This window comes from Brevundimonas lenta (genome assembly GCF_014196335.1).
Taxonomy (GTDB): Bacteria; Pseudomonadota; Alphaproteobacteria; order Caulobacterales; family Caulobacteraceae; genus Brevundimonas; species Brevundimonas lenta.
Genome location: NZ_JACIDM010000002.1, coordinates 631,201 through 649,862, shown reverse-complemented (window position 1 = coordinate 649,862; position 18,662 = coordinate 631,201). Strand labels below are relative to the sequence as shown.

Below are 18,662 nucleotides of genomic sequence, written 5' to 3'. Positions count from 1 at the left end.
GTAGAGGGTTGTTGGACCATGTCGCGCCCGCCGTTCCCGCCAACCCTGTTCCGTCGCACGCCCGCCCGAGGCCGGCGATGAGCGATGTCGAACCGATTCCCGTCCATCGCCGCACCATAGCCCTCGTCGGTCTGATGGGCGTGGGGAAATCGACGGTCGGCCGGCGGCTGGCCAGGCGGCTGAACCTTCCGTTCGCTGACGGGGACATCGAGATCGAGGAGGCCGCCGCCATGACGGTCTCCGACATCTTCGCCGAACTGGGCGAGTCGGAGTTCCGTGCGGGTGAGGCCCGCGTCATGCGCCGCTTGCTGGAGGGGCCCCGCCTGATCCTCGCAACGGGCGGCGGCGCAATGCTCAATGCCGAGACGCGCGGTCTGTTGAAGGCGCGTGCGGTCACTGTCTGGATGCGCGCCGATCTGGAAACGGTAGCCCAGCGCGTGCAACGCCGCGATACCCGGCCCCTGCTGCGCGGGCGCGATCCGCTGGAAGCCCTGACGGCCCTGGCCGAGGCCCGCTACCCGATCTACAGCGAGGCCGACGTGATGGTCGACGTGGCGGGCGGGGCGCATGCCCAGGCGGTCGACGCCATCGTGGCTGCGCTTGAGGCGCACGGCGCGCTAAGGAAGCGCGCATGACCACGACCATCCCCGTTTCCGGCGGCGCCTTCCGCCCCTACGACGTCGTCGTCGGGCGCGGACTGCTGTCCGAACTCGGCGCCCGCATCGCGCCCCTGGCGAAGGGGCGAACCGCCGTCGTCACCGATGAGACCGTGGCCGCCATCCATGGCCCGGCCGTGCTGGCCTCGCTGGCCGCCGCCGGCATCAAGGCCCGGCTGCTGACCGTGCCGCCGGGTGAGGGCTCCAAATCCTTCGCCGAGCTGGAGCGGGTGCTGGATCGCCTGCTGGCCTTCGAGCTGGACCGCAGCGATGTCGTGGTGGCGCTGGGCGGAGGCGTCGTCGGCGACCTCGCCGGGCTGGCGGCCGCCCTCTACATGCGCGGCATCGACTTCGTTCAGGTCCCCACGACCCTGCTGGCCCAGGTCGACTCCTCGGTCGGCGGCAAGACCGCGATCGACACGCCGCGCGGCAAGAACCTTGTCGGCGCCTTCCATCAGCCGCGCCTCGTGCTGGCCGACATCGACGTGCTCGGCACCCTGCCGGAACGGCAGCTGAAGTCCGGCTGGGCCGAGGTCCTGAAGCACGGCCTGATCTGCGACGCCGCCTTCCTCGACTGGCTGGCGGGCGAGGGAGCCTCCGGCGCGAAGGGCGACCCGGCGGCGCTGGAGCGCGCCGTCGTGCGCTCGGTCGAGATCAAGAGCGCCATCGTCGGCGAGGACGAGAAGGAGGCGGGCCGCCGCGCCCTGCTGAACCTCGGCCACACCTTCGGTCACGCCATCGAGGCCGAACTCGACTTCGACGAGACGAAGCTGACCCACGGCGAGGGCGTCGCCCTCGGCTGCGCCCTGGCCTTCCGCTTCTCCGCCGCGACCGGCCTCTGCCCGCCTGACGCCGCGGCCCGGGTTGAGGCGGTGATCGCGGCTGCGGGCCTGCCGGTCCGGCTCGACCAGGTCGGAACCTTCTCCGCCGACCGCCTGGTGAAACGCATGGCCGGCGACAAGAAGGCCGAGGGCGGGCGTCTGACCCTGATCCTCGCTCGCGACTTGGGCGACGCCTTCACCGCCCGCGACGTCGACCGCGCCGCCGTGCGGGACTTCCTCAAGTCGGAAGGCGCGGCCTGATGCGGATGGAGCTGCAGGCTATCCCGCTCGAGGACCGCTTCGTTCGGCTGGAGCCTCTGTCAGAGGCGCTACGGTCCGAAATGCAGGCCGCGCTCGATTGCGACCAGCCGGCGTGGGACATCATGGTCGCCGCCGCCTACGGCCCGTACTTCGACGGCTGGTGGGCGTCTGCGATGTCCGCGATGGAGCAGGGGACCCGCATCCCGTGGGCTGTGCGTCGCAAGTCCGACAACGCCCTCGTCGGCACGACCAGCCTGTACGAGATCAAGCCCGACTATCGCCGCTGCGAGATCGGTTCGACCTTCTACCGGCCCGAGGCGAGGGGAGGGCCGGTCAATCCGGCCTGCAAGCGCCTGCTGCTCGGTCACGCCTTCGACGCCGGCGCGGTGCGGATCGAGATCATCACCGACGCGACCAATCCCGGCAGCCAGGCCGCCATCCGCAAGCTGGGCGCGCGTGATGAAGGCGTCCTGCTCAAGCACAAGATCACCTTCACCGGCCGTATCCGCGACACCGCCCAGTTCGCCATCCTCGATGACGACTGGCCCGAGGTCCGGGCGCGCCTGGACGCCCGGCTGGCGGCGTTCTGACGCCTATTCGAAGATGAAGTCGTCGGCGGTGATCTCCACCGGCCCGTCGAATTTGTTGATGAAGATCGTTCCGTTGGCGGAGGTGATCGTGGTCAGGAACTCCTCGTTGACGATGACGAGGTCCGCGAAGGTCAGGCCGCTGCCGCGCAGGTCGAACAGGTCCGAGCCGTCCTCGAACTGATAGACGTTGTCCGTGCCCCACGGCCCGGCGCCGTAGACGAACAGATCCGGATCGCCGTCCAGCGAGAAGTCCTCGTTGTATCCGCCGTTCAACTGATCATCGCCCGCGCCGCTGACCAGCACGTCCGCCCCGTCGCCGCCGCTCAGGGTCGTGGATGTGGCTCCGGCGTTGAGGGTGTCGTTTCCGTTCCCGCCCTGCAGGTCGCTGAAGAAGCCGACGTCGCTTCCGAACAGGGTGTCATCGCCTTCGCCGCCGTCGGCCACGCCCCCGCCGTCGCTACTCGCCAGCGTCAGGGTGTCGTCTCCGCCGTCACCGAACAGGAAGTCGAAGCCGCCCGGCCCCCCGTCGATGACGTCATTGCCTTCGCCGCCGTGAAGCTCGTCGTCGCCGCCGAGGCCGTTGATCGTGTCGTCGCCACCGGCCCCGAAGATCCGATCGGCGTCCTCCGTCCCTTCCAGCTCGTCATCGCCGCCCGTGCCGACGATGACGAAGTCGGTGCGGGTGAAGTCGTCCTGGGTGAAGTTCTGCGTGCCCAGGAACTCGACTGTGAAGTCGGAATCGTCGAGGCGTCCGTTATCGTTCTCGTCGGCGATCAGCCAGGTTCTGCCCTGGCGCTGGGTGTAGAAAATCTGGGTCACGCCGTCGCCGGCGCCCGGCAGCAGGGAGCCCTCACGGACCCGGACGTTGATCTTGCCGCCCCATGCGACCGTCTCGAAATTCAGGCTGAGCAGATCGCCGCCCGCGACGCCCGCGCCCTGGAAGTCCAGCACGATGTCAGTGACCGCCAGGGTCGAGCTGGGTGCGAAATCGCCCAGGAAGAAGCCGAAGGTGTCGGCGCCCGCGCCGCCGAGGCTGATGTCGACGCCCTCATAGCCGGTCAGGTCATCGTCGCCGACGCCGCCATACATCAGGTCATCGCCGGCGCCGCCCTGCAGATCGTCGTCGCCCTCGTCGCCCCACAGGATGTCGTTGCCGTCCCCGGCCACGATGTCGTCGCCTCCGGCGCCGCCGAACAGGACGTCGTTGCCGTCGTCGCCGTCGACGTTGTCATTGCCGTCGCCGCCGAGGACGATGTCGTTGCCATCGCCGCCGGAGACATTGTCATTCCCGGCGTCTCCCGAGACCCAGTCATTGCCTTCCTCGCCCGCGAGGAAGTCGCCGTCGTCGCCGCCCCACAGGACGTCATTGCCGATGCCGCCGTCGACCCGGTCGCGTCCGGCGCCGCCGCGAAGGTCGTCATTGCCTGCGCCGCCTTCGACGACGTCATTGCCGCCGCCGCCGTCCAGACGGTCGTTGCCCCCGTTGCCCCTTATCGTGTCCGCGTCGGCTCCGCCGACATACGTGTCTCTCCCCGAACCGCCTTCAAAAACAGCCATTTGCCTGCTCCCACAGTGCGCGTTTCGCGTTGGGGACGGCCTTCAGATCGGCCAGGCCGTCCGGATCGGAGGGCAGGTGGCTCCCTATCCGAACGGACGTCAATTTCAGGAAACGGGCTAGCCAGGCCGGGCTACGGCGAACGAAATGTGTCGTTCGTGCTAGTCGACGGCGCGGCAGTCCGTCGGCGGGCGGCCATCTGCGGTCCAGGTCGCCATGACGCCCTTGCCGCGCAGCTCGTAACCGGAGGCGCGATACCAGATTCCGTCGGCGCCGTGTTCCTGGAACAGATCCACGGCCTCGCCGCTGGAATTGCGAACGGTCGCCATCTGGCGCGGGTTGTCGAAATCGACCGACAGGCGCTCGCTGTTGTTGCAGAGGTAGACGGTCCGGATCACCCGGTTCATCGCCCGATCCTGAAGTTCGGCCCCGGTGCGGCGTCGGGCCGTCTGTGCCTCCTGGGCCCGCTCGCGCACGGAATCGCCGTCGGTCGGGGCGTCAGCGGGCTTGGGGCCGCAGGCTCCCAGCGCGACCACGAGCAGGACGGAGGCGGTCGTCAGTCTCATACGCGCAAGCCTTGCAGTTACATCGACTGCTCAACGCGCCGTCTGGGCCGCCGTTCCTTTGCGCCGCGCGCGGAAAAAAGCCCGCAGCAGATCACCGCCTTCGCCAGCCAGAATCCCGCCCTCGACCTTCGGCCGCCAGTGGCAGGTCGGCTGTTCGAAAAAGCGCGGGCCGTGGATCACCGCGCCGCCCTTGGCGTCGTCGGCCCCCCAGACGACCCGGCCGATCCGCGCATGGCTGATCGCCCCGGCGCACATGGCGCACGGCTCCAGCGTCACATAGAGCGTCAGGCCGGTCAGCCGGTAGTTTCCGAGTTTTTCCGCGGCCGCGCGCATGGCCACGATCTCGGCGTGGGCGGTCGGATCGTGGGCGCCGATCGGGCCGTTCATGCCCTCTGAGATCACGTTTCCGGTCGATTCATCGACGATCACGCAGCCGACGGGAGTCTCTCCCGCGTCCGCCGCCGCTTGCGCCAGGGCCAAGGCCATGTGCATGAACCGCTCATCATGGTCAGCCATCCCCGAGACAACGACAAGAAGCCGCGCCCGCGTCAAGACGACAGCCGCGACGGCCCCCGCAAACCCTACGTCAAGCGCGTCGAAGGCGCCGATGACCGTGGCCCGCCCAAGGGCGGCAAATCCTTCGGCAAGCCGGGCGGCAAGCCTTTCGCCAAAGACGGCAAGCCTTCTTCCAGGGATGCGAAGCCCGGCGCCAAGGCCGACGAGGGCCCCAAGCGCAGCGAACGCATCGCCAAAGCCATGGCCCGCGCCGGCATCGCCTCGCGCCGCGAGGTCGAGCGCCTGATCGGCCTCGGCAAGGTCGCGGTGAACGGCAAGATCCTCGACACGCCCGCGACCCTGGTCACGCGCGACGACGTCATCACCGTTGACGGCAAGCCGATCGGTTCGGCCCAGGCGACGCGCGTGTGGCGCTATCACAAGCCCGCCGGCCTGGTGACCTCGCACGGCGACCCCGGCGGTCGCCCGACCGTCTTCGACGCCCTGCCCAGCAGCCTGCCGCGCGTCATCTCCGTCGGCCGCCTCGACCTCAACACCGAGGGCCTGCTGATCCTCACCAACGACGGCGAGCTCAGCCGTGCGCTGGAGCTGCCCTCGACCGAACTGGTCCGTCAGTACCGCGCCCGCGCCCGCGGCCGGGTCAGCCAGCTGCAGCTGGATTCGCTGAAGGACGGCGTCACCGTCGACGGCGTCCGCTACGGCCCGATCGAGGCGACCCTCGACAAGGCCAAGGAGAAGAGCGACTCGGAAGGCCGCGGTCCGGCCAACCTCTGGATCAGCGTCTCGATCACCGAGGGCAAGAACCGCGAAGTCCGCAAGGTGCTGGAGCATCTGGGTCTGACCGTGAACCGCCTGATCCGTCTCGCCTACGGCCCGTTCCAGCTCGGCACCCTGCCGGTGGGCTCGGTCGAGGAAGTCGGCCCGCGCGTGATCCGCGAAATGCTGGCGCAGCATATCCGCCCCGAGAACCTGCCGACCGGCAACACGGTCCAGACGCCGGCGCCGATCCCCGGCCGCCGCACCTCGGCCCCCATCGTCAAGGGCGCGTCCGGCTCGGCCATGTCCGATCCCTCGCGCAAGCCCAGCCGGACCCGCGCCGCCGAAGCCGCCGCATCCGAGGGCGGCGACACCGGTCGTCGTGCCCCGAAGGGCGAAGGCTGGGCGAAGGCCAAGCCGAAGTTCGAGCACTCGAAGACCTTCAAGCCCCGCGAGCGGACCGCCCCGCGTCCGGCCGACGGCGAGCGCTCCGACCGCGACGAGCGTCCGAAACGCGCCTTCACGCCGCGCGCCGACCAGTTCATCGACAAGCCGCGCGGCGCCGGCGGCCCCCGCAAGCCGGGCGCCAAACCAGCCTTCGGCTCAAGGCCGGCGGCTGAGGGAGATCGTCCGAGTCGGCCGTTCAAGCCGCGTGACGGTCAGGCCCCGCGGGGCGACGCGCCCTTCAAGCGCGGTGGCGGAACCCGCAGCAACCCGCCGGGCGGCGCTCGCCCTGGCGGTTCGCGTCCCGGCGGCGGGGGCAAGGGCGGCCCGCGCGGGCCGCGCTGACACCCGGAGGCTGAACGATCATGTCTGACGCCCGTCTGTCCGGGCGCTGCCTGTGCGGCGCTGTGACCTTCACGGCCGTGCCCGAACACGGCATGCACGCCTGTCACTGCGAGAGCTGCCGGCGCTGGTCGGGCGGCGTCTATCTGAGCGTCGACTGCGGCGACAGCCTTGAGGTCGCCGATCCGGCGGCCGTGGGAACCTACGACTCGTCGGAGTGGGCGGATCGCCAGTTCTGCCGCACCTGCGGCTCGACCCTGTTCTGGAGGCTAAAGGCCGGCGGGATCACCGCCGTGTCGGTGCAGGCGTTCGACGATCCCGGCGCCTTCGCCTTCAAGGACGAGATATTCATCGACTCCAAGCCCGCCAACTACGCCTTCGCCGGCGACCGTCCGCGCCTGACCGGCGAAGAGGTCATGGCGCAGTTTTCCGACGAGACCTGAGCAATGCGCATCGTCGCCGGCAGCCTGAAGGGCCGCGCCATCGTCACGCCTGACGGCCAGAACACCCGTCCGACCTCCGACCGCGCGCGGCAGGCCATCTTCAACATCCTTGAGCATGCCGACTGGGCGCAGCCGCTGAACGGCGCCCGGATCATCGACCTGTACGCCGGCTCCGGCGCCTTGGGTTATGAAGCCATCAGCCGGGGCGCGGCCTTCGCCCTGTTCGTCGAGATCGACGACGAGGCCCGCGGCGCCATCCGCGAGAACGGCGACGCCTGGGGCCTGATGGGCCGCACGCGCGTGCACCGGCGCAGCGCCACCGACCTGGGCGTCCGCCCTGGATCGGCCGGCGAGGCCTTTGACATCGCCTTCCTCGATCCGCCCTACCGCAAGGGCCTCGGCGAACAGACCCTGGCGCGTCTGCTGGAAGGAAACTGGCTGAAGCCCGGCGCCACCGTCGTCTTCGAGCGCGGCTCGGACGAGCCCGAGATCGACACGCCCGGCTACGAACGGCTGGACGCGCGCGACTACGGCGCCGCGCGCGTCCTCTTCCTTCGGGCTCTACCAGCGCCGGGCTGACACCCGGTTGTCCAGCTGGCTGCGCATGCGCGCCAGGCCGTCGCGGTTGACCCGGTAGGGTCCGCCGCAGTGCGAGGCGATCAGCCCCTTGGTTTTCAGCTTCTTCCACACCGACAGATTGCAGTCGGTCAGCAGGAAGCCGTCACGGGTGAAGCAGTCGGCACGCAGGATGCGGCCGTCGGTATCGCGTTCCAGCACGATGCCGCCGCCCTGCGCGAGGGCGTGCAACGTGCGTTGCTCCGCACGGGAGATGTTCATTTCAGAATGGTCCGGAAAGGCGTGAAGGCTCACGCCGGCGCACTCACGCCGGCGGGTGGTTCAGAGGCTCTTCACAGCGGTGACTGCGAGGCCTCAGGCCTTTCGCGCAATCTCGGACATAGGCTTCCCGACAGGGTTGGACGCGGCCGTATAGCGCATTCCGCCTCTGTGGGGCTAGGCTGGGGCATGTATCCGATCGATCGACGCGTGTTTCTCGCCGCCGCCGGAGCCTCGGCCGCGGTCCCGTTCGCCGCCTGTGCGCAGGAGCCGGCCCCCGCCTGGAGCGCCCGGGAGTCGATGCCCTGGCCGGTGCAGGAGATCTACGCCACGGTCTCCAAGGGCCGCATCGTCATCGCCGGCGGCCTGGTCGGTCGCCCGGACGGGCTGCACATCGAGGATCGCACCGCCTTCTATTCACCCGCCGCCGATCAGTGGGACCTCGGACCGTCCCTGCCGGAGCCGCGGCACCATCCGATGCTGATCGCCAACGGCGATGGCCGGGTCTACGCCCTCGGCGGCTACGGCCGCACCGACGCCGGCGACTGGACCTCCATGACCGACGTCTGGACCCTCGGGACCAATGGCTGGGAGGAAGCGCCCTCCCTGCCGGGGCCGCAGAGCGAGGCGGTCGGCGTCGCCTTCGAAGGCGCGCTGCATCTGATCACCGGGCGGGCGCCCCGCGGCTCCGCTAACGGCGAGTGGTCCGACCAGCGCGACATCGCCACCCACCGCGTCTTCCTCGGCGGCAGTTGGGAGACCGCGCGTCCCAATCCCATGGCTCGTAACAGCGCCGCCGGAGCGGTGCTGAACGGCGTCATCTGGGTGGCGGGCGGCCGCACCGTCGAGGGCAGCGGGACCGGTCGGCTGGATCGCTACGATCCCAAGCGCGACCGCTGGGACACCCTGGCGCCCATTCCGCGCTCGAGAGCGTCCGACAATCAGGTCGGCGGCGGCCTCGCTATGGCGGCGGTCGGCGACCGGCTGGTGGCCTTCGGCGGCGAATGGTTCGCCGGGCGCGGCGACGGCGGCGTGTTCCGCGAGACCTGGATCTACGACCCGGCCGCCGACGCGTGGTCGGCCGGCCCCGCCATGCTGACGCCGCGCCACGGTCTCGCCGCGGCGGCCATCGGCGACACCGTCTATGCGGTCGCCGGTGGAGCGGTCGCGTCCGGCGGCGAGGCGACCGGCATCGTCGAGGCGCTGACCCTCTGAGGTCAGGCCGGCGGATCCAGCTCCGCCAGCGCCGCCTCATGGTCGGCGATCCGCCGTCGGCAGCGCCAGGTGTGGCGTTCGTACAGGATCGAGCAGGCTGTCAGGAACATGCCCGCGGGCACATACAGCCAGGCCTTGCCGGCGATGCCCTCATCCACCGCGACCACCACCACGAACAGCAGGGCGGCCACCGTGGTCGCCTGACCGGCTCTCGCCCAACGCAGGCCAGAGCGAGCCTGGCCGATCGCGGTGCGCAGGGCCGCCGCCGGCGTATCCGCCTCGCCGGGCTCGGCGCCCCGCCGCGCCCACAGGGTCACGGCCAGGGCGAAGACGGCGAAGACGAAGGCCGCCGCGCCCAGCAACGGCTCGTCGTGCCGGAAGGCGATCCAGCCGCCGGCGACGCCTGCCAGCACGGCCCCCCAGGCTTCGAGCTGGAAATTCACCCGCGCCAGCCACGCGCGGCGACGGATGCCCCGCACCAGTTCAGCGGTCGGTTCGACGCCCCCGTTCGGGGTGGTCCAGACCTCGGCGAGGTCGCTCCAGTCGTCGGGCCGTTCGTGCGTCATCGCGGGGCCTCCGGGTTCATCAGGGCGCGCAGTTCGGCGCGGGCGCGGGTCAGGCGGATCGAAACGGCGTTGGCGTTCAGGCCCAGCATCTGGCCGATCTCGGCCGGGCTGAACCCCTCCAGGGTCAGGCTGGCGGGCTGGCGCAGCGACAGCGGCAGGCTGCGCACGGCCGACGCCAGCCGTTCCCGCAGATCGTCCGCCTCCACCCGGTCCAGCGGCGACGGGTCGGAGGAGGGCAGGGCCTCGTCCAGCGGGCTGCGGCGCGGTGCGGCGGCCTCGCGCGAGACATGGGTCACCGCCCGATTGTGGGCCACGCGGGCGAGGAAGGCGCGGATCGGCGCCTCGCCCCGGAAGGACGGCAGGGCGCGCCAGACGGCCAGCAGGATGTCCTGTTCCAGCTCGCGCCGGCGTTCGCGGTCGGCTTCGTAGCTGCCGGCGATGCGGCGCAGCATCGCGCCGTGCTCGCCGACCAGCGCCTCAAATCCCGCGTCCCTGCCCAAACCGCCCGGTCTCACCACCTTCGACGCTCCGCTGCGTCGGCAGGATGAAAGACTCGCCGATCGGCCGGGACTTTCACCTCAGGAGCATGATTTTCACAGGAGCCTCCCCCCATGTCCGCCGACCCGATCCCCGAAACCCCGGCAGCCCAACCCGCGGGCGCCGTGAAGCGCAGCCGTAAATTCCTCTGGACCCTGGCCGGGCTGGTCGCGGTCGTCGCCGTCTGTGGCTGGATCTCGCTGGGCGTCGGCCTGTACCTCGACGTCGATCGCGGCACGCGCCTGATCCTCGCGATCGTGGCCGCTGTCTCGACCGAGCTGCTGTTCTGGATCAGCGCCGCCGCCCTGGGCGTCTCGGTGTTCGAGGCCCGCAAGCGCATCTGGCGCAAGATCACCGGTCGCGGCTGAGACGGGCGAGCAGTCCCTGGGCCGCGGCCGTCACCTCGGTCCAGGTGACCTCGAATCCCGCATCGTCGCCGAACCACGGATCGGCGACGGCCTGGCCCTCGCGGCCCTCCACATAGTCCAGCAGCAGGCTCAGCCCGGCGGTCGCATCCGCCGGGCGCAGCTTCTTCAGATTGGCCAGGTTCTCGTGATCCAGGGCCACGATGTGGGTGAAGCGCCGGAAGTCCGCCGGCCGCACCTGCCGCGCCCGCAGCCGCGAGATATCCACGCCATGTCCAAGCGCCACGGCCTGCGCCCGCCGATCCGGCGGCTCGCCCGCGTGCCAATTGCCGGTGCCGGCGGAGTCGATCTCGACATCCATCCGCCGCCGTTCGGCCTCGGCCCGCAGCGCCCCCTCGGCCAGCGGCGAGCGACAGATGTTGCCGAGGCAGACGAAGAGGATGGAGGGCATGGACCGTATTCTTGACCAGTCCGTCCTCAAGCTCAACGCGGCGGCCGCAGCATCGGGACGAGCGTCGGCGAGGAACCGACCTGGATCTCGCCCATCACTTCGAAGCCGTGGCGACGGTAGAAAGGGATGTTTCGCGGGTTCGAGGATTCCAGATAGGCCGGCGCGTGGTCGCGATCACATTGTTCAAGCGCGTAGGCCATCAACGCGTCTCCGAGGCCTTTGCCCTGGTGCGCTGGATCCGTGCCGATCAGAGGCAGGTACCAATGAGGTGCAGTCGGGTGGAAGGCAGCCATCTGCTCGAAAACGGCGTCGGTTTCGGGCCGGCGGGCCCTGGCGACCGTGGATTCGATCACCGCGCCGAGACCTTCCTCGTCGGATTGCACCCCGGGGGGCAGCCACAACGCCGTCGCGCCGTAGTCATCCGTGCAATAGGCGGTTCCGCTTTCGAACGCCTTGCTGCCGAACGCCCGAACCATCCGGGGCATGGCCTCCAGGTATCGGCGGGCGTTGGGCCAGGTCCACCGCGCCATCGGGTCTGCCGCAAACGCCAGGACGACGGTTTGAGCCGCGGCGTCTTCATCGGCCGAGGTCATGACTCTTACATGCGGCGATCCCATGCTGTTGTCTTCCTTGGCGTCCACCCGCTACGTAAGCCATGGCACCGGTCCGGGTTGCGAGGTGGCCCGATTGCTCACCGCCGTCCGAACAGCTTCTCCAGGTCCCCCAGCTTGAGCTCCACATACGTCGGACGCCCGTGGTTGCACTGGCCGCTATGCGGCGTGGCCTCCATCTGGCGGAGCAGGGCGTTCATCTCGGGGGCGGACAGCACCCGGCCGGCGCGGACCGAGCCGTGGCAGGCCATGGTGCCGCAGACCTCGCCCAGACGCTCCGAAAGGGCCAGCGCGGCGCCGTGCTCGGCCAGGTCGTCGGCGATGTCGCGGATCAGGCCCTGGACGTCGGTGTCGCCGAGCAGGGCCGGGGTCTCGCGCACCAGCACGGCGCCGGCGCCGAACGGCTCTACGATCAGGCCCAGCTGCGCCAGCTCGTCGGCGCGGGCCGAGACGCGTTCCGCCTCGGCCGGGTCCAGCTCGACCACTTCGGGCGTGAGCAGGGCCTGACGCGTCACCGAGCCGGCGGCCATCTGGGTCTTCATCCGCTCGTAGACGAGGCGCTCGTGGGCGGCATGCTGGTCGACCACGATCAGGCCGTCGCGGGTCTGGGAGACGATGTAGGTGCCGTGCAGCTGCGCCCGCGCCGCGCCGAGCGGATAGTCCAGCGGATCAATGACCTGGCCGTGGCTCTGAACCGGCTGGGCGAACTCTTCCGGACGGTCCAGCGTCTCGATCCGGGCCGAGCGTTCGTTGAGACCGGGCAGCACCTGGGCGGTGGCCGTGGCCGGGGCGGCCCAGCCCTGCCAGCCGCTCCAGCCCTGGGCCGAGGGCGAGGACGGGCTGTAGCCCGCGCCCGCCGCCACGCCCGAATGCGGGCGGAACCCGGACAGGGCGTCCGCCGCCACGGTCGTCGAGGCGCGGTGCCCCGCCGCCGCCAGCGCGTGGCGCAGGGCCCCGACAATCAGACCCCGGACCAGCGCCGGATCGCGGAACCGCACCTCGGCCTTGGCCGGATGGACGTTCACGTCGACGTAGAGCGGGTCGATGTCGAGGAACAGCACCGCCGCGGGGTGGCGGTCGCGCGCCAGGAAGTCGGCGTACGCCCCGCGCAGCGCGCCCTGCAGCAGGCGATCCTTCACCGGCCGCCCGTTGACGAACAGGTACTGGTGGGCGGCGTTGCCGCGCGAATAGGTGGGCAGGCCCGCATAGCCCGACAGACGCACCCCGTCGCGCTCCTGGTCGATCAGCAGGGCGTTGGCCTCGAAATCTCGGCCCAGTAGGGCCGCCAGCCGCTTCAGCCGCCCGACGTCGCCGGGATGTTCGGCGGGCAGGCGCAGGGTGGTCTTGCCGTCCAGATCCAGGGTGAAGGCCACCGCCTCGTGCGCCATAGCCTGGCGTTTGATCTCTTCCGAGATGGCCATGGCTTCCGACCGCTCGGACTTCATGAATTTCAGGCGGGCGGGGGTGGCGTAGAACAGGTCGCGCACCTCGACCCGGGCGCCATGCGGGCCGGGGAAGCCGGCGGGCGAGACCGGGCGCTGATCGCCGCCCTCGACGGTGATGGCGTGCGCGTCGCCGCCTTCCTTCGGGCGGCTGGTGATGGTCAGGCGCGCGACCGAGCCGATGGAGGGCAGGGCCTCGCCGCGGAAGCCCAGGGTGTGGATGCGCAACAGGTCGACGTCGCCCGCGTCGTCCGGCTCCAGCTTGGAGGTCGCGTGGCGCTCGATCGCCAGGGCCAGCTGGTCGGCCGCCATGCCGTGCCCGTCGTCGGCGATCAGGATGCGGGTCAGCCCGCCGCCGTCGGCCTGCACCTCGACGCGCGTCGCGCCCGCGTCGAGCGCGTTCTCGACCAGCTCCTTGATGGCGCTGGACGGGCGTTCGACCACCTCGCCGGCGGCGATGCGATTGACGGTTTCGGGCGGGAGGCGGCGGATTGGCATGGATTCGCAAGTATGCCGGTTTCGCCGGAAGGGAAGAAGGCCGCTCAGTTCGGGTCGGCCCGCTCCAGCCCCGCAATCGCCTCGGCGATGTCCTCGGCCTTCTTCGCCACCACGGCCTGGGCGTCGTAGAGGCCCCGATTGTAGAAGAACGGCCCGATCTCCCGACCCAGGAAGTCGATCAGCATTTCGGCCGGCAGGTCGCGCAGCTCGACGTCCAGCTCGTCGCGGAAATAGGTCCGCAGCTTCGCCGTGATCGCCGCGATCTCCTCCCGGCTGAAAGCGATCGCCTTCGTCATGCCACCTCGGCGAGGGCTTCTTCGGCTTCCACCCAGGCGGCCTCGGCGGCGTCCAGATCGGCCTGGGCTTTCGCGCGGGCGCGGGTCAGACCCTCCAGCTTCTTCGGATCGCTGACCGCGGCGTTGGCCAGATCGTCGTCCAGGCGGGCGAGCTCGGCGGTCAGCTGGGTCATCCGCTCCTCGGCCTTCTTCACCGCATGTCGCAGGGTCGAGGGCGAGGGCCCGCCCTTCTTCTGCTGCGGTTTGGCGGCCGGGGCCGGGGCGGCTTCCTCAACCAGCTCCTGCTTCACCTGCGACGGCTTCATCCCGACCTGCTTCGCGCGGTCGAGGACGAATTTGGCGTAGTCGTCCATGTCGCCCTCGAACGGCTTCACCGTGCCGTCGGCGGCCAGCCACAGGCGATCGGCCACCAGTTCCATGAGCGAGCGGTCGTGGGTGATCAGGATGACCGCGCCGGTGTACTCGTTCAGCGCATCCAGCAGGGCGCGGCGGCTGTCGATGTCCAGGTGGTTGGTCGGTTCGTCGAGGATCAGGATATGCGGCGAGTCCATCGCCACCAGGTTCAGCAGCAGACGGGCGCGCTCGCCGCCCGACAGGCTGGCGACCGTGGTCTCCTGCTTCTGGAACGGCAGACCGAACCGCGCCAGCTTCGAGCGTCGGCTGGATTCCGAGGACTCGGGCATGGCGCGGCGGATGATCTCCAGCGGCGTGTCGGTCGGGTCCATCGCCTCGATCTGGTGCTGGTGGAACCAGCCCACGCGCATCTTGCCGTCGCGGTGGAACTCGCCGGTCTCGACCGTCAGGGCCTTGGCGATCAGCTTGGCGAAGGTCGACTTGCCCGCGCCGTTGACGCCCAGCAGGCCGATGCGGTCGTCCAGGTCCATGCGCAGGTTGAGGTTCTTCAGGATCGGCTTGCCCGGCTCGTAGCCGACATTGGCCCGCTCCAGGCGGATGAGCGGCGGGGGCAGGGGACGTTCCGGCGACGGCAGGACGAAGGGCGCGACGCGCTCCTCCGGCGGCAGCTCGATCCGCTCCATCTTCTCCAGCTTCTTGACCCGCGACTGGGCCTGGGTGGCCTTGGACGCCTTGGCCTTGAAGCGGTCGATGAACTTCTGCAGGTGCGCCCGCTCGACTTCCTGCTTGGCCTGGGTCGCGCTCATCAGGCGCAGCTTTTCAGCCCGGGTCTTCTCGAAGGTGTCGTAGTTGCCCGAGTAGAGGTCCAGCTTGCGGTTCGAGAGGTGCAGGATGTGGGTGCAGACTTCGTTCAGCATCTCGCGGTCGTGCGAAATGATCAGCGCCGTCGCCGGATATTTCTTCAGGCGCGCCTCAAGCCACAGGGCGCCTTCCAGATCGAGGTAGTTGGTCGGTTCGTCGAGCAGCAGCATGTCCGGCTCGGCGAACAGGGCCGCCGCCAGGGCCACGCGCATCCGCCAGCCGCCCGAGAAATGCGACATCGGCCGCTGGATGTCTTCCTGGCTGAAGCCGAGGCCGACGAGGATTTCCGAGGCGCGCGCCGGGGCGGCGTCGGCGTCGATCTCGATCAGCCGGCCCCAGATCTCGCCCATCTCCTCCGGCTCGGCCGTCTCCAGCCGGGTCAGCAGGTCGTGGCGCTCGGCGTCGGCCTCGAGGATGGTCTCCAGCACGCTGACGGGCGTGGCCGGGTGTTCCTGATCCACCGAGCCGATGCGCGCGGTCTTCGGCAGACTGACCTCGTCGCCGCCGGCGACCAGCTCGCCAAGGATCACCTTGAACAGGGTCGACTTGCCGATGCCGTTGCGGCCCACCAGGCCGACCTTGGCGCCGGGCGGCAGGCTGACGGAGGCGTCGTCCAGAAACGAACGGCCCCAGGCGTTGAGGGTCAGGCGATTGATCTGCAGCATCGGTCGGTCAGATTCTTATGCGGCTTCGGTCTGCAACGCCGTTCGGCGGGCGATCGAGGCAAAATTGTGAGGCGGTTGGAAAGCGGGGAGGGCGCCGCTATAAGCCCGCGACCCTCAATCTCCCAAACAAGAAGTCACTTCCCATGACCGAACGCACCTTCTCGATCATCAAGCCCGACGCCACGCGCCGCAACCTGACCGGCGCGATCAACGCCGTGATCGAAGGCGCCGGCCTGCGCATCGTCGGCCAACGCCGCGTCAAGCTGTCGACCGAGCAAGCCCAGAAATTCTACGCCGTTCACGCCGAGCGCCCGTTCTACGGCGAGCTGGTCGGCCAGATGACCGCCGAGCCGGTTGTCGTCCAGGTCCTGGAAGGCCCGAACGCCGTCGCCGCCTACCGTGAAGTCATGGGCGCCACCAACCCGGAACAGGCCGCCGAAGGCACCATCCGCAAGCAGTTCGCCCTGTCGATCGGTGAAAACTCGGTCCACGGCTCGGACTCGCTCGAGAACGCCGCCATCGAAATCGAGCAGTTCTTCTCGGACGACCAGATCGTCGGCTAAGGCCCACGACTGCTGAACATCGGAACGGCCGGATCTTCGCGGGTCCGGCCGTTTTGCTGTCTAGACCTCGGTCGCTTCCGGGAATGTCCAGGAGCCGTCGAGAACCTCTGGGCGTGGCCGGTACAGCCGGACCATATAGTTCCAGCCCGGCGTGATCGGCAGCAGGTTGGGCGCGTCGCCCGCGCCGCCGAACTGAATGGTCACAGCGCCGTCCGGGTCGGTCTTCGCCGTGATGCTGTTCAGGGTATAGGCGTTGCGGTCATTGGCCTCGTAGTAGCCTTCGGCGTTGTAAACGCTGACCGACCAGAAGCCGTCGACCGGCACGTCCTTGACCCTCAGGCGGTAGACCGCTTTCCCGTCGTTCTTCGGCGGCGTGACGTTGAGATAGAGCGCCTCCGTCTCCGGATTCCCGCCCCAGGCCATGGCCGAGCCTATCAGCCGCAGGACCGGATCGACCTGGTCCTTACGGCCGAACATCCCCTTGGTGTCGGGGAGGGTGGTTCCCAGCTCGACGAGCGCCTTGCGCACCTTGTCCTGGCTGTCCTTGTCCCACGACGAGGGTTCGAAAGCGCCCGGCGCGGCCTGCTCGCTGGCGAGGGAGTCCTGCACCGCGTGCACGGCGGCCAGGTCGGCCGGGTCGTCGGGATTCACCAGGGTGCGGATGCCGGCCATGATGTACCGGGTGCCGACGCTCGCGCGGTCGAAGGTGTAGCGGCCGGCGCGGTAGGCGACCTGGACCGTGTACTGGTCCTCGTCGAACACCTGCAGCGACATGAACCGCTTGCCGGCGTCCGGCAGGATCACCGTCACCGGCCCGGCGTCGAGGTCGAATACGGCCGACGAGTAGAGGGTGTCGCGGTTGGCCCTCACCACGGACTGATGGTCGATCGGCATCGGCTCGCGGAAGTGGTGGAACTTGCCGAAGCCGCCTTCGCGGACGGCGTTGCCGAAGTAGAGGTCGGTCTCCGCGCGGGCGAAATTGTCGGGTGTGACCGGGACAGGCGCGTTCATGTCATCTCTCCTTTGGATCAGGTCCGTTCAACCGGCGGCGGCGTCCATGAGCCGTCGAGAACGGCCGCCTTCGGCCAGTAGCTGCGGACGTAGAGGGTGAAATCGGCGTCCTTCGGCGCGGGCAGCCAATTGCTGCGCTTGTCGTCGGACGGCGGATCGGCCTGGACGTAGATCGTCAGCGAGCCGTCGGAAGCGACGATGAGGTCCTTGTTCTTGGTGCCGAGCGAATACCGCTTCAGGTCGTTGGGCGCGAAGAAGTGGTGCTCGTTGTAGAGGGTCAGCGACCAGAAGCCGTTGACCGGCGGCGTCTCGTCCTTCGCGAAGGTCACCGTGTAGCGCTTGGCGCCGTTGAGCCGGTCGCCCGAGACGTCGAGGTCCTGGTAGAAATACTTCGTCTCGTTGGGCGCATTGACCAGGATATTGGAGCGGGCGGCGGCTGTGCGGGTGAAATAGTCGGTGCCGAACGCCGCCTCGTTCGAGATGGTGCTCCAGTTGTGCGGCAGCTGTTGGCCGTAGTTGCGGAACTGCAGCAGCGGCAGGATGACCGTCTCCTCCACCGCCGTCGCGGCCTCGACCGCCGCCTTCTTCAGCGTGGGGTCCGCCTTGATGGCCGCGATCAGGCCGCGCAACAGGGCGTAGCGAGCCTCCTCGCCGGGCAGGGGCGGGGCGTCGTCCAGGATCGACGGCAGCAGGTCGAAGAAGGTCTCGGGGAACACGAACCGCTTTTCGCTCGCGCCGCCTTCCTCGCCGGGAACGGTTTTGATGCCCTTCCAGTCCCGGGTCTTCATCGTCCCGTCGAACTGGTTGAGGGGATAGACCATCACCTGGTTGAGCAGCGGCTGGATCGCCGCCCGGTCCTCCGCGGTGTCATCCTGGAAGATGCGCGGCGCCGCGAAACCGGTATTGGTCGGCGAGCGAAAGACGTCGGTGATGCCCTTGGGGATCTCGCCGGCCCAGTCGGGACCGACCACGAGGTAGAAGCCCGGCGTCGTCCCGTACATCTTTCCCAGTTGCACGAAGCCGTCGGTGCGGAGGTCGACCATCTGGTAGACCCAGAAGCGGTCGCCGAAGTCCGGCACCTGGACCACCGCAGGCGTCAGGTCGAGCGCAAGGCTTCCGGCGCCGTAGACCACGTCCTGGTTCGGGCAGCAGACCAGCCGCTGGTCCGGGGTGACATAGTCGGTCAGCATGCTGACCTGGTTCAGAGGCGCCGCCGGCGCCGGTCCGGCCAGCATCGGTTCCGGGACGTCCTGGAAGTTGAGCCGCCGGGTGTAGATGTTGGTCAGCGGCCAGCCCCAGAAATAGGCCTCGCCGGCGATCAGGCGGACCCAGGCGTCGGTGACCTTGACCTTGGTGTCCGGTCCAGCGGGCAGGGCACGGGTCCAGCCCGGCGACAGGGTGGCGGCGATCGATGAAGTGGTCACGGGAAGCCTCCGGAGGTTT

General features: G+C 69.4%; 22 protein-coding genes. 9 read left to right on the top strand and 13 right to left on the bottom strand.

The genetic code is table 11. The annotated features are described in order from the left end of the window. Nucleotides 1-77 precede the first annotated feature (77 nt). The 3 genes from GGR12_RS10770 to GGR12_RS10760 are packed head-to-tail and all read left to right on the top strand — an operon-like array spanning nucleotide 78 to nucleotide 2,328. Nucleotides 78-635 carry a shikimate kinase gene (locus GGR12_RS10770; protein ID WP_183204402.1) on the top strand — a complete coding sequence of 186 codons (558 nt, stop codon included), beginning with the start codon at nucleotides 78-80 and terminating at the stop codon, nucleotides 633-635. After that, nucleotides 632-1,738 (top strand): 3-dehydroquinate synthase, encoded by a 1,107-nt coding sequence (aroB, locus tag GGR12_RS10765; RefSeq protein ID WP_183204401.1) that lies wholly within the window; start codon nucleotides 632-634, stop codon nucleotides 1,736-1,738. Before GGR12_RS10770 ends, aroB begins: the two co-directional genes overlap by 4 nt. Continuing rightward, on the top strand, nucleotides 1,738-2,328 hold the full coding sequence (locus GGR12_RS10760) for a GNAT family N-acetyltransferase (protein ID WP_343053214.1): 591 nt from the start codon (nucleotides 1,738-1,740) through the stop codon (nucleotides 2,326-2,328). The genes aroB and GGR12_RS10760 overlap by 1 nt, the downstream gene beginning before the upstream one ends. A 3-nt stretch (nucleotides 2,329-2,331) precedes the next feature. Here GGR12_RS10760 and GGR12_RS10755 read toward each other — a convergent pair whose 3' ends face one another. From GGR12_RS10755 to tadA, 3 genes are all read right to left on the bottom strand, one after another. Next, nucleotides 2,332-3,885 (bottom strand): calcium-binding protein, encoded by a 1,554-nt coding sequence (locus GGR12_RS10755; protein ID WP_183204400.1) that lies wholly within the window; start codon nucleotides 3,883-3,885, stop codon nucleotides 2,332-2,334. Between the two features lie 159 nt (nucleotides 3,886-4,044). Further along, complete coding sequence (locus GGR12_RS10750; RefSeq protein ID WP_183204399.1) at nucleotides 4,045-4,449, bottom strand: MliC family protein; 405 nt, start codon at nucleotides 4,447-4,449, stop codon at nucleotides 4,045-4,047. 30 nt (nucleotides 4,450-4,479) lie between these two features. Further along, nucleotides 4,480-4,965: a tRNA adenosine(34) deaminase TadA gene (gene tadA / locus GGR12_RS10745; RefSeq protein ID WP_246328848.1), complete on the bottom strand. Its 486-nt coding sequence runs from the start codon at nucleotides 4,963-4,965 to the stop codon at nucleotides 4,480-4,482. Here tadA and GGR12_RS10740 point away from each other — a divergent pair. From GGR12_RS10740 to rsmD, 3 genes are read left to right on the top strand one after another with little or no spacing between them, the layout of a single operon-like run. Then, the gene (locus tag GGR12_RS10740) at nucleotides 4,954-6,510 is read left to right on the top strand and encodes a pseudouridine synthase (RefSeq protein WP_183204397.1); all 1,557 of its coding nucleotides are present in this window, start codon (nucleotides 4,954-4,956) and stop codon (nucleotides 6,508-6,510) included. The two genes, tadA and GGR12_RS10740, sit on opposite strands and share 12 nt — an antisense overlap. A 20-nt stretch (nucleotides 6,511-6,530) precedes the next feature. Further along, complete coding sequence (locus GGR12_RS10735; RefSeq protein WP_246328847.1) at nucleotides 6,531-6,950, top strand: GFA family protein; 420 nt, start codon at nucleotides 6,531-6,533, stop codon at nucleotides 6,948-6,950. Nucleotides 6,951-6,953: 3 nt separating this feature from the next. Further along, a complete protein-coding gene (rsmD, locus tag GGR12_RS10730; RefSeq protein ID WP_183204396.1) occupies nucleotides 6,954-7,529 on the top strand; it encodes a 16S rRNA (guanine(966)-N(2))-methyltransferase RsmD in 576 nt (191 codons plus the stop codon). Here rsmD and GGR12_RS10725 read toward each other — a convergent pair. After that, nucleotides 7,512-7,787, bottom strand: a complete 276-nt coding sequence (locus tag GGR12_RS10725) for a YjhX family toxin (RefSeq protein WP_183204395.1) — start codon at nucleotides 7,785-7,787, stop codon at nucleotides 7,512-7,514. The genes rsmD and GGR12_RS10725 overlap by 18 nt on opposite strands. A 186-nt stretch (nucleotides 7,788-7,973) precedes the next feature. Between GGR12_RS10725 and GGR12_RS10720 the strand changes: the two genes are divergently transcribed. Next, nucleotides 7,974-8,999, top strand: a complete 1,026-nt coding sequence (locus GGR12_RS10720; RefSeq protein ID WP_183204394.1) for a Kelch repeat-containing protein — start codon at nucleotides 7,974-7,976, stop codon at nucleotides 8,997-8,999. A gap of 2 nt (nucleotides 9,000-9,001) precedes the next feature. Here GGR12_RS10720 and GGR12_RS10715 read toward each other — a convergent pair whose 3' ends face one another. Together GGR12_RS10715 and GGR12_RS10710 are read right to left on the bottom strand one after the other, a co-directional pair. Beyond that, nucleotides 9,002-9,565, bottom strand: a complete 564-nt coding sequence (locus tag GGR12_RS10715) for a hypothetical protein (RefSeq protein ID WP_183204393.1) — start codon at nucleotides 9,563-9,565, stop codon at nucleotides 9,002-9,004. Continuing rightward, a complete protein-coding gene (locus GGR12_RS10710; protein WP_221212315.1) occupies nucleotides 9,562-10,065 on the bottom strand; it encodes an RNA polymerase sigma factor in 504 nt (167 codons plus the stop codon). The genes GGR12_RS10715 and GGR12_RS10710 overlap by 4 nt, the downstream gene beginning before the upstream one ends. Nucleotides 10,066-10,176: 111 nt before the next feature. Here GGR12_RS10710 and GGR12_RS10705 point away from each other — a divergent pair, with 111 nt between their 5' ends. Then, the gene (locus GGR12_RS10705; protein ID WP_183204392.1) at nucleotides 10,177-10,470 is read left to right on the top strand and encodes a hypothetical protein; all 294 of its coding nucleotides are present in this window, start codon (nucleotides 10,177-10,179) and stop codon (nucleotides 10,468-10,470) included. Here the strand turns inward: GGR12_RS10705 and GGR12_RS10700 are convergent. From GGR12_RS10700 to GGR12_RS10680, 5 genes are all read right to left on the bottom strand, one after another. Then, entirely contained in the window at nucleotides 10,454-10,918 is a 465-nt protein-coding gene (locus GGR12_RS10700; protein ID WP_183204391.1) for a low molecular weight protein-tyrosine-phosphatase, read from the bottom strand. The genes GGR12_RS10705 and GGR12_RS10700 overlap by 17 nt on opposite strands. A gap of 32 nt (nucleotides 10,919-10,950) precedes the next feature. Next, a complete protein-coding gene (locus tag GGR12_RS10695) occupies nucleotides 10,951-11,511 on the bottom strand; it encodes a GNAT family N-acetyltransferase (protein WP_221212314.1) in 561 nt (186 codons plus the stop codon). 98 nt (nucleotides 11,512-11,609) lie between these two features. Continuing rightward, a complete protein-coding gene (gene mutL / locus GGR12_RS10690) occupies nucleotides 11,610-13,469 on the bottom strand; it encodes a DNA mismatch repair endonuclease MutL (RefSeq protein ID WP_183204390.1) in 1,860 nt (619 codons plus the stop codon). 44 nt (nucleotides 13,470-13,513) lie between these two features. Beyond that, nucleotides 13,514-13,765, bottom strand: coding sequence for a DUF2164 domain-containing protein (locus GGR12_RS10685; RefSeq protein WP_183204389.1), 252 nt, complete (start codon nucleotides 13,763-13,765; stop codon nucleotides 13,514-13,516). Beyond that, nucleotides 13,762-15,645 carry an ABC-F family ATP-binding cassette domain-containing protein gene (locus tag GGR12_RS10680; protein ID WP_183204388.1) on the bottom strand — a complete coding sequence of 628 codons (1,884 nt, stop codon included), beginning with the start codon at nucleotides 15,643-15,645 and terminating at the stop codon, nucleotides 13,762-13,764. The genes GGR12_RS10685 and GGR12_RS10680 overlap by 4 nt, the downstream gene beginning before the upstream one ends. Before the next feature lie 143 nt (nucleotides 15,646-15,788). Between GGR12_RS10680 and ndk the strand changes: the two genes are divergently transcribed. Further along, on the top strand, nucleotides 15,789-16,208 hold the full coding sequence (gene ndk / locus GGR12_RS10675) for a nucleoside-diphosphate kinase (RefSeq protein ID WP_183204387.1): 420 nt from the start codon (nucleotides 15,789-15,791) through the stop codon (nucleotides 16,206-16,208). A 60-nt stretch (nucleotides 16,209-16,268) separates the two neighbouring features. On the opposite strand, the gene GGR12_RS10670 is transcribed toward ndk, so the two are convergent. Both GGR12_RS10670 and GGR12_RS10665 read right to left on the bottom strand, forming a co-directional pair. Beyond that, nucleotides 16,269-17,219, bottom strand: a complete 951-nt coding sequence (locus tag GGR12_RS10670) for a DUF1254 domain-containing protein (RefSeq protein ID WP_183204386.1) — start codon at nucleotides 17,217-17,219, stop codon at nucleotides 16,269-16,271. 17 nt (nucleotides 17,220-17,236) lie between these two features. Beyond that, nucleotides 17,237-18,643: a DUF1254 domain-containing protein gene (locus GGR12_RS10665; protein ID WP_183204385.1), complete on the bottom strand. Its 1,407-nt coding sequence runs from the start codon at nucleotides 18,641-18,643 to the stop codon at nucleotides 17,237-17,239. Nucleotides 18,644-18,662: the final 19 nt, after the last annotated feature.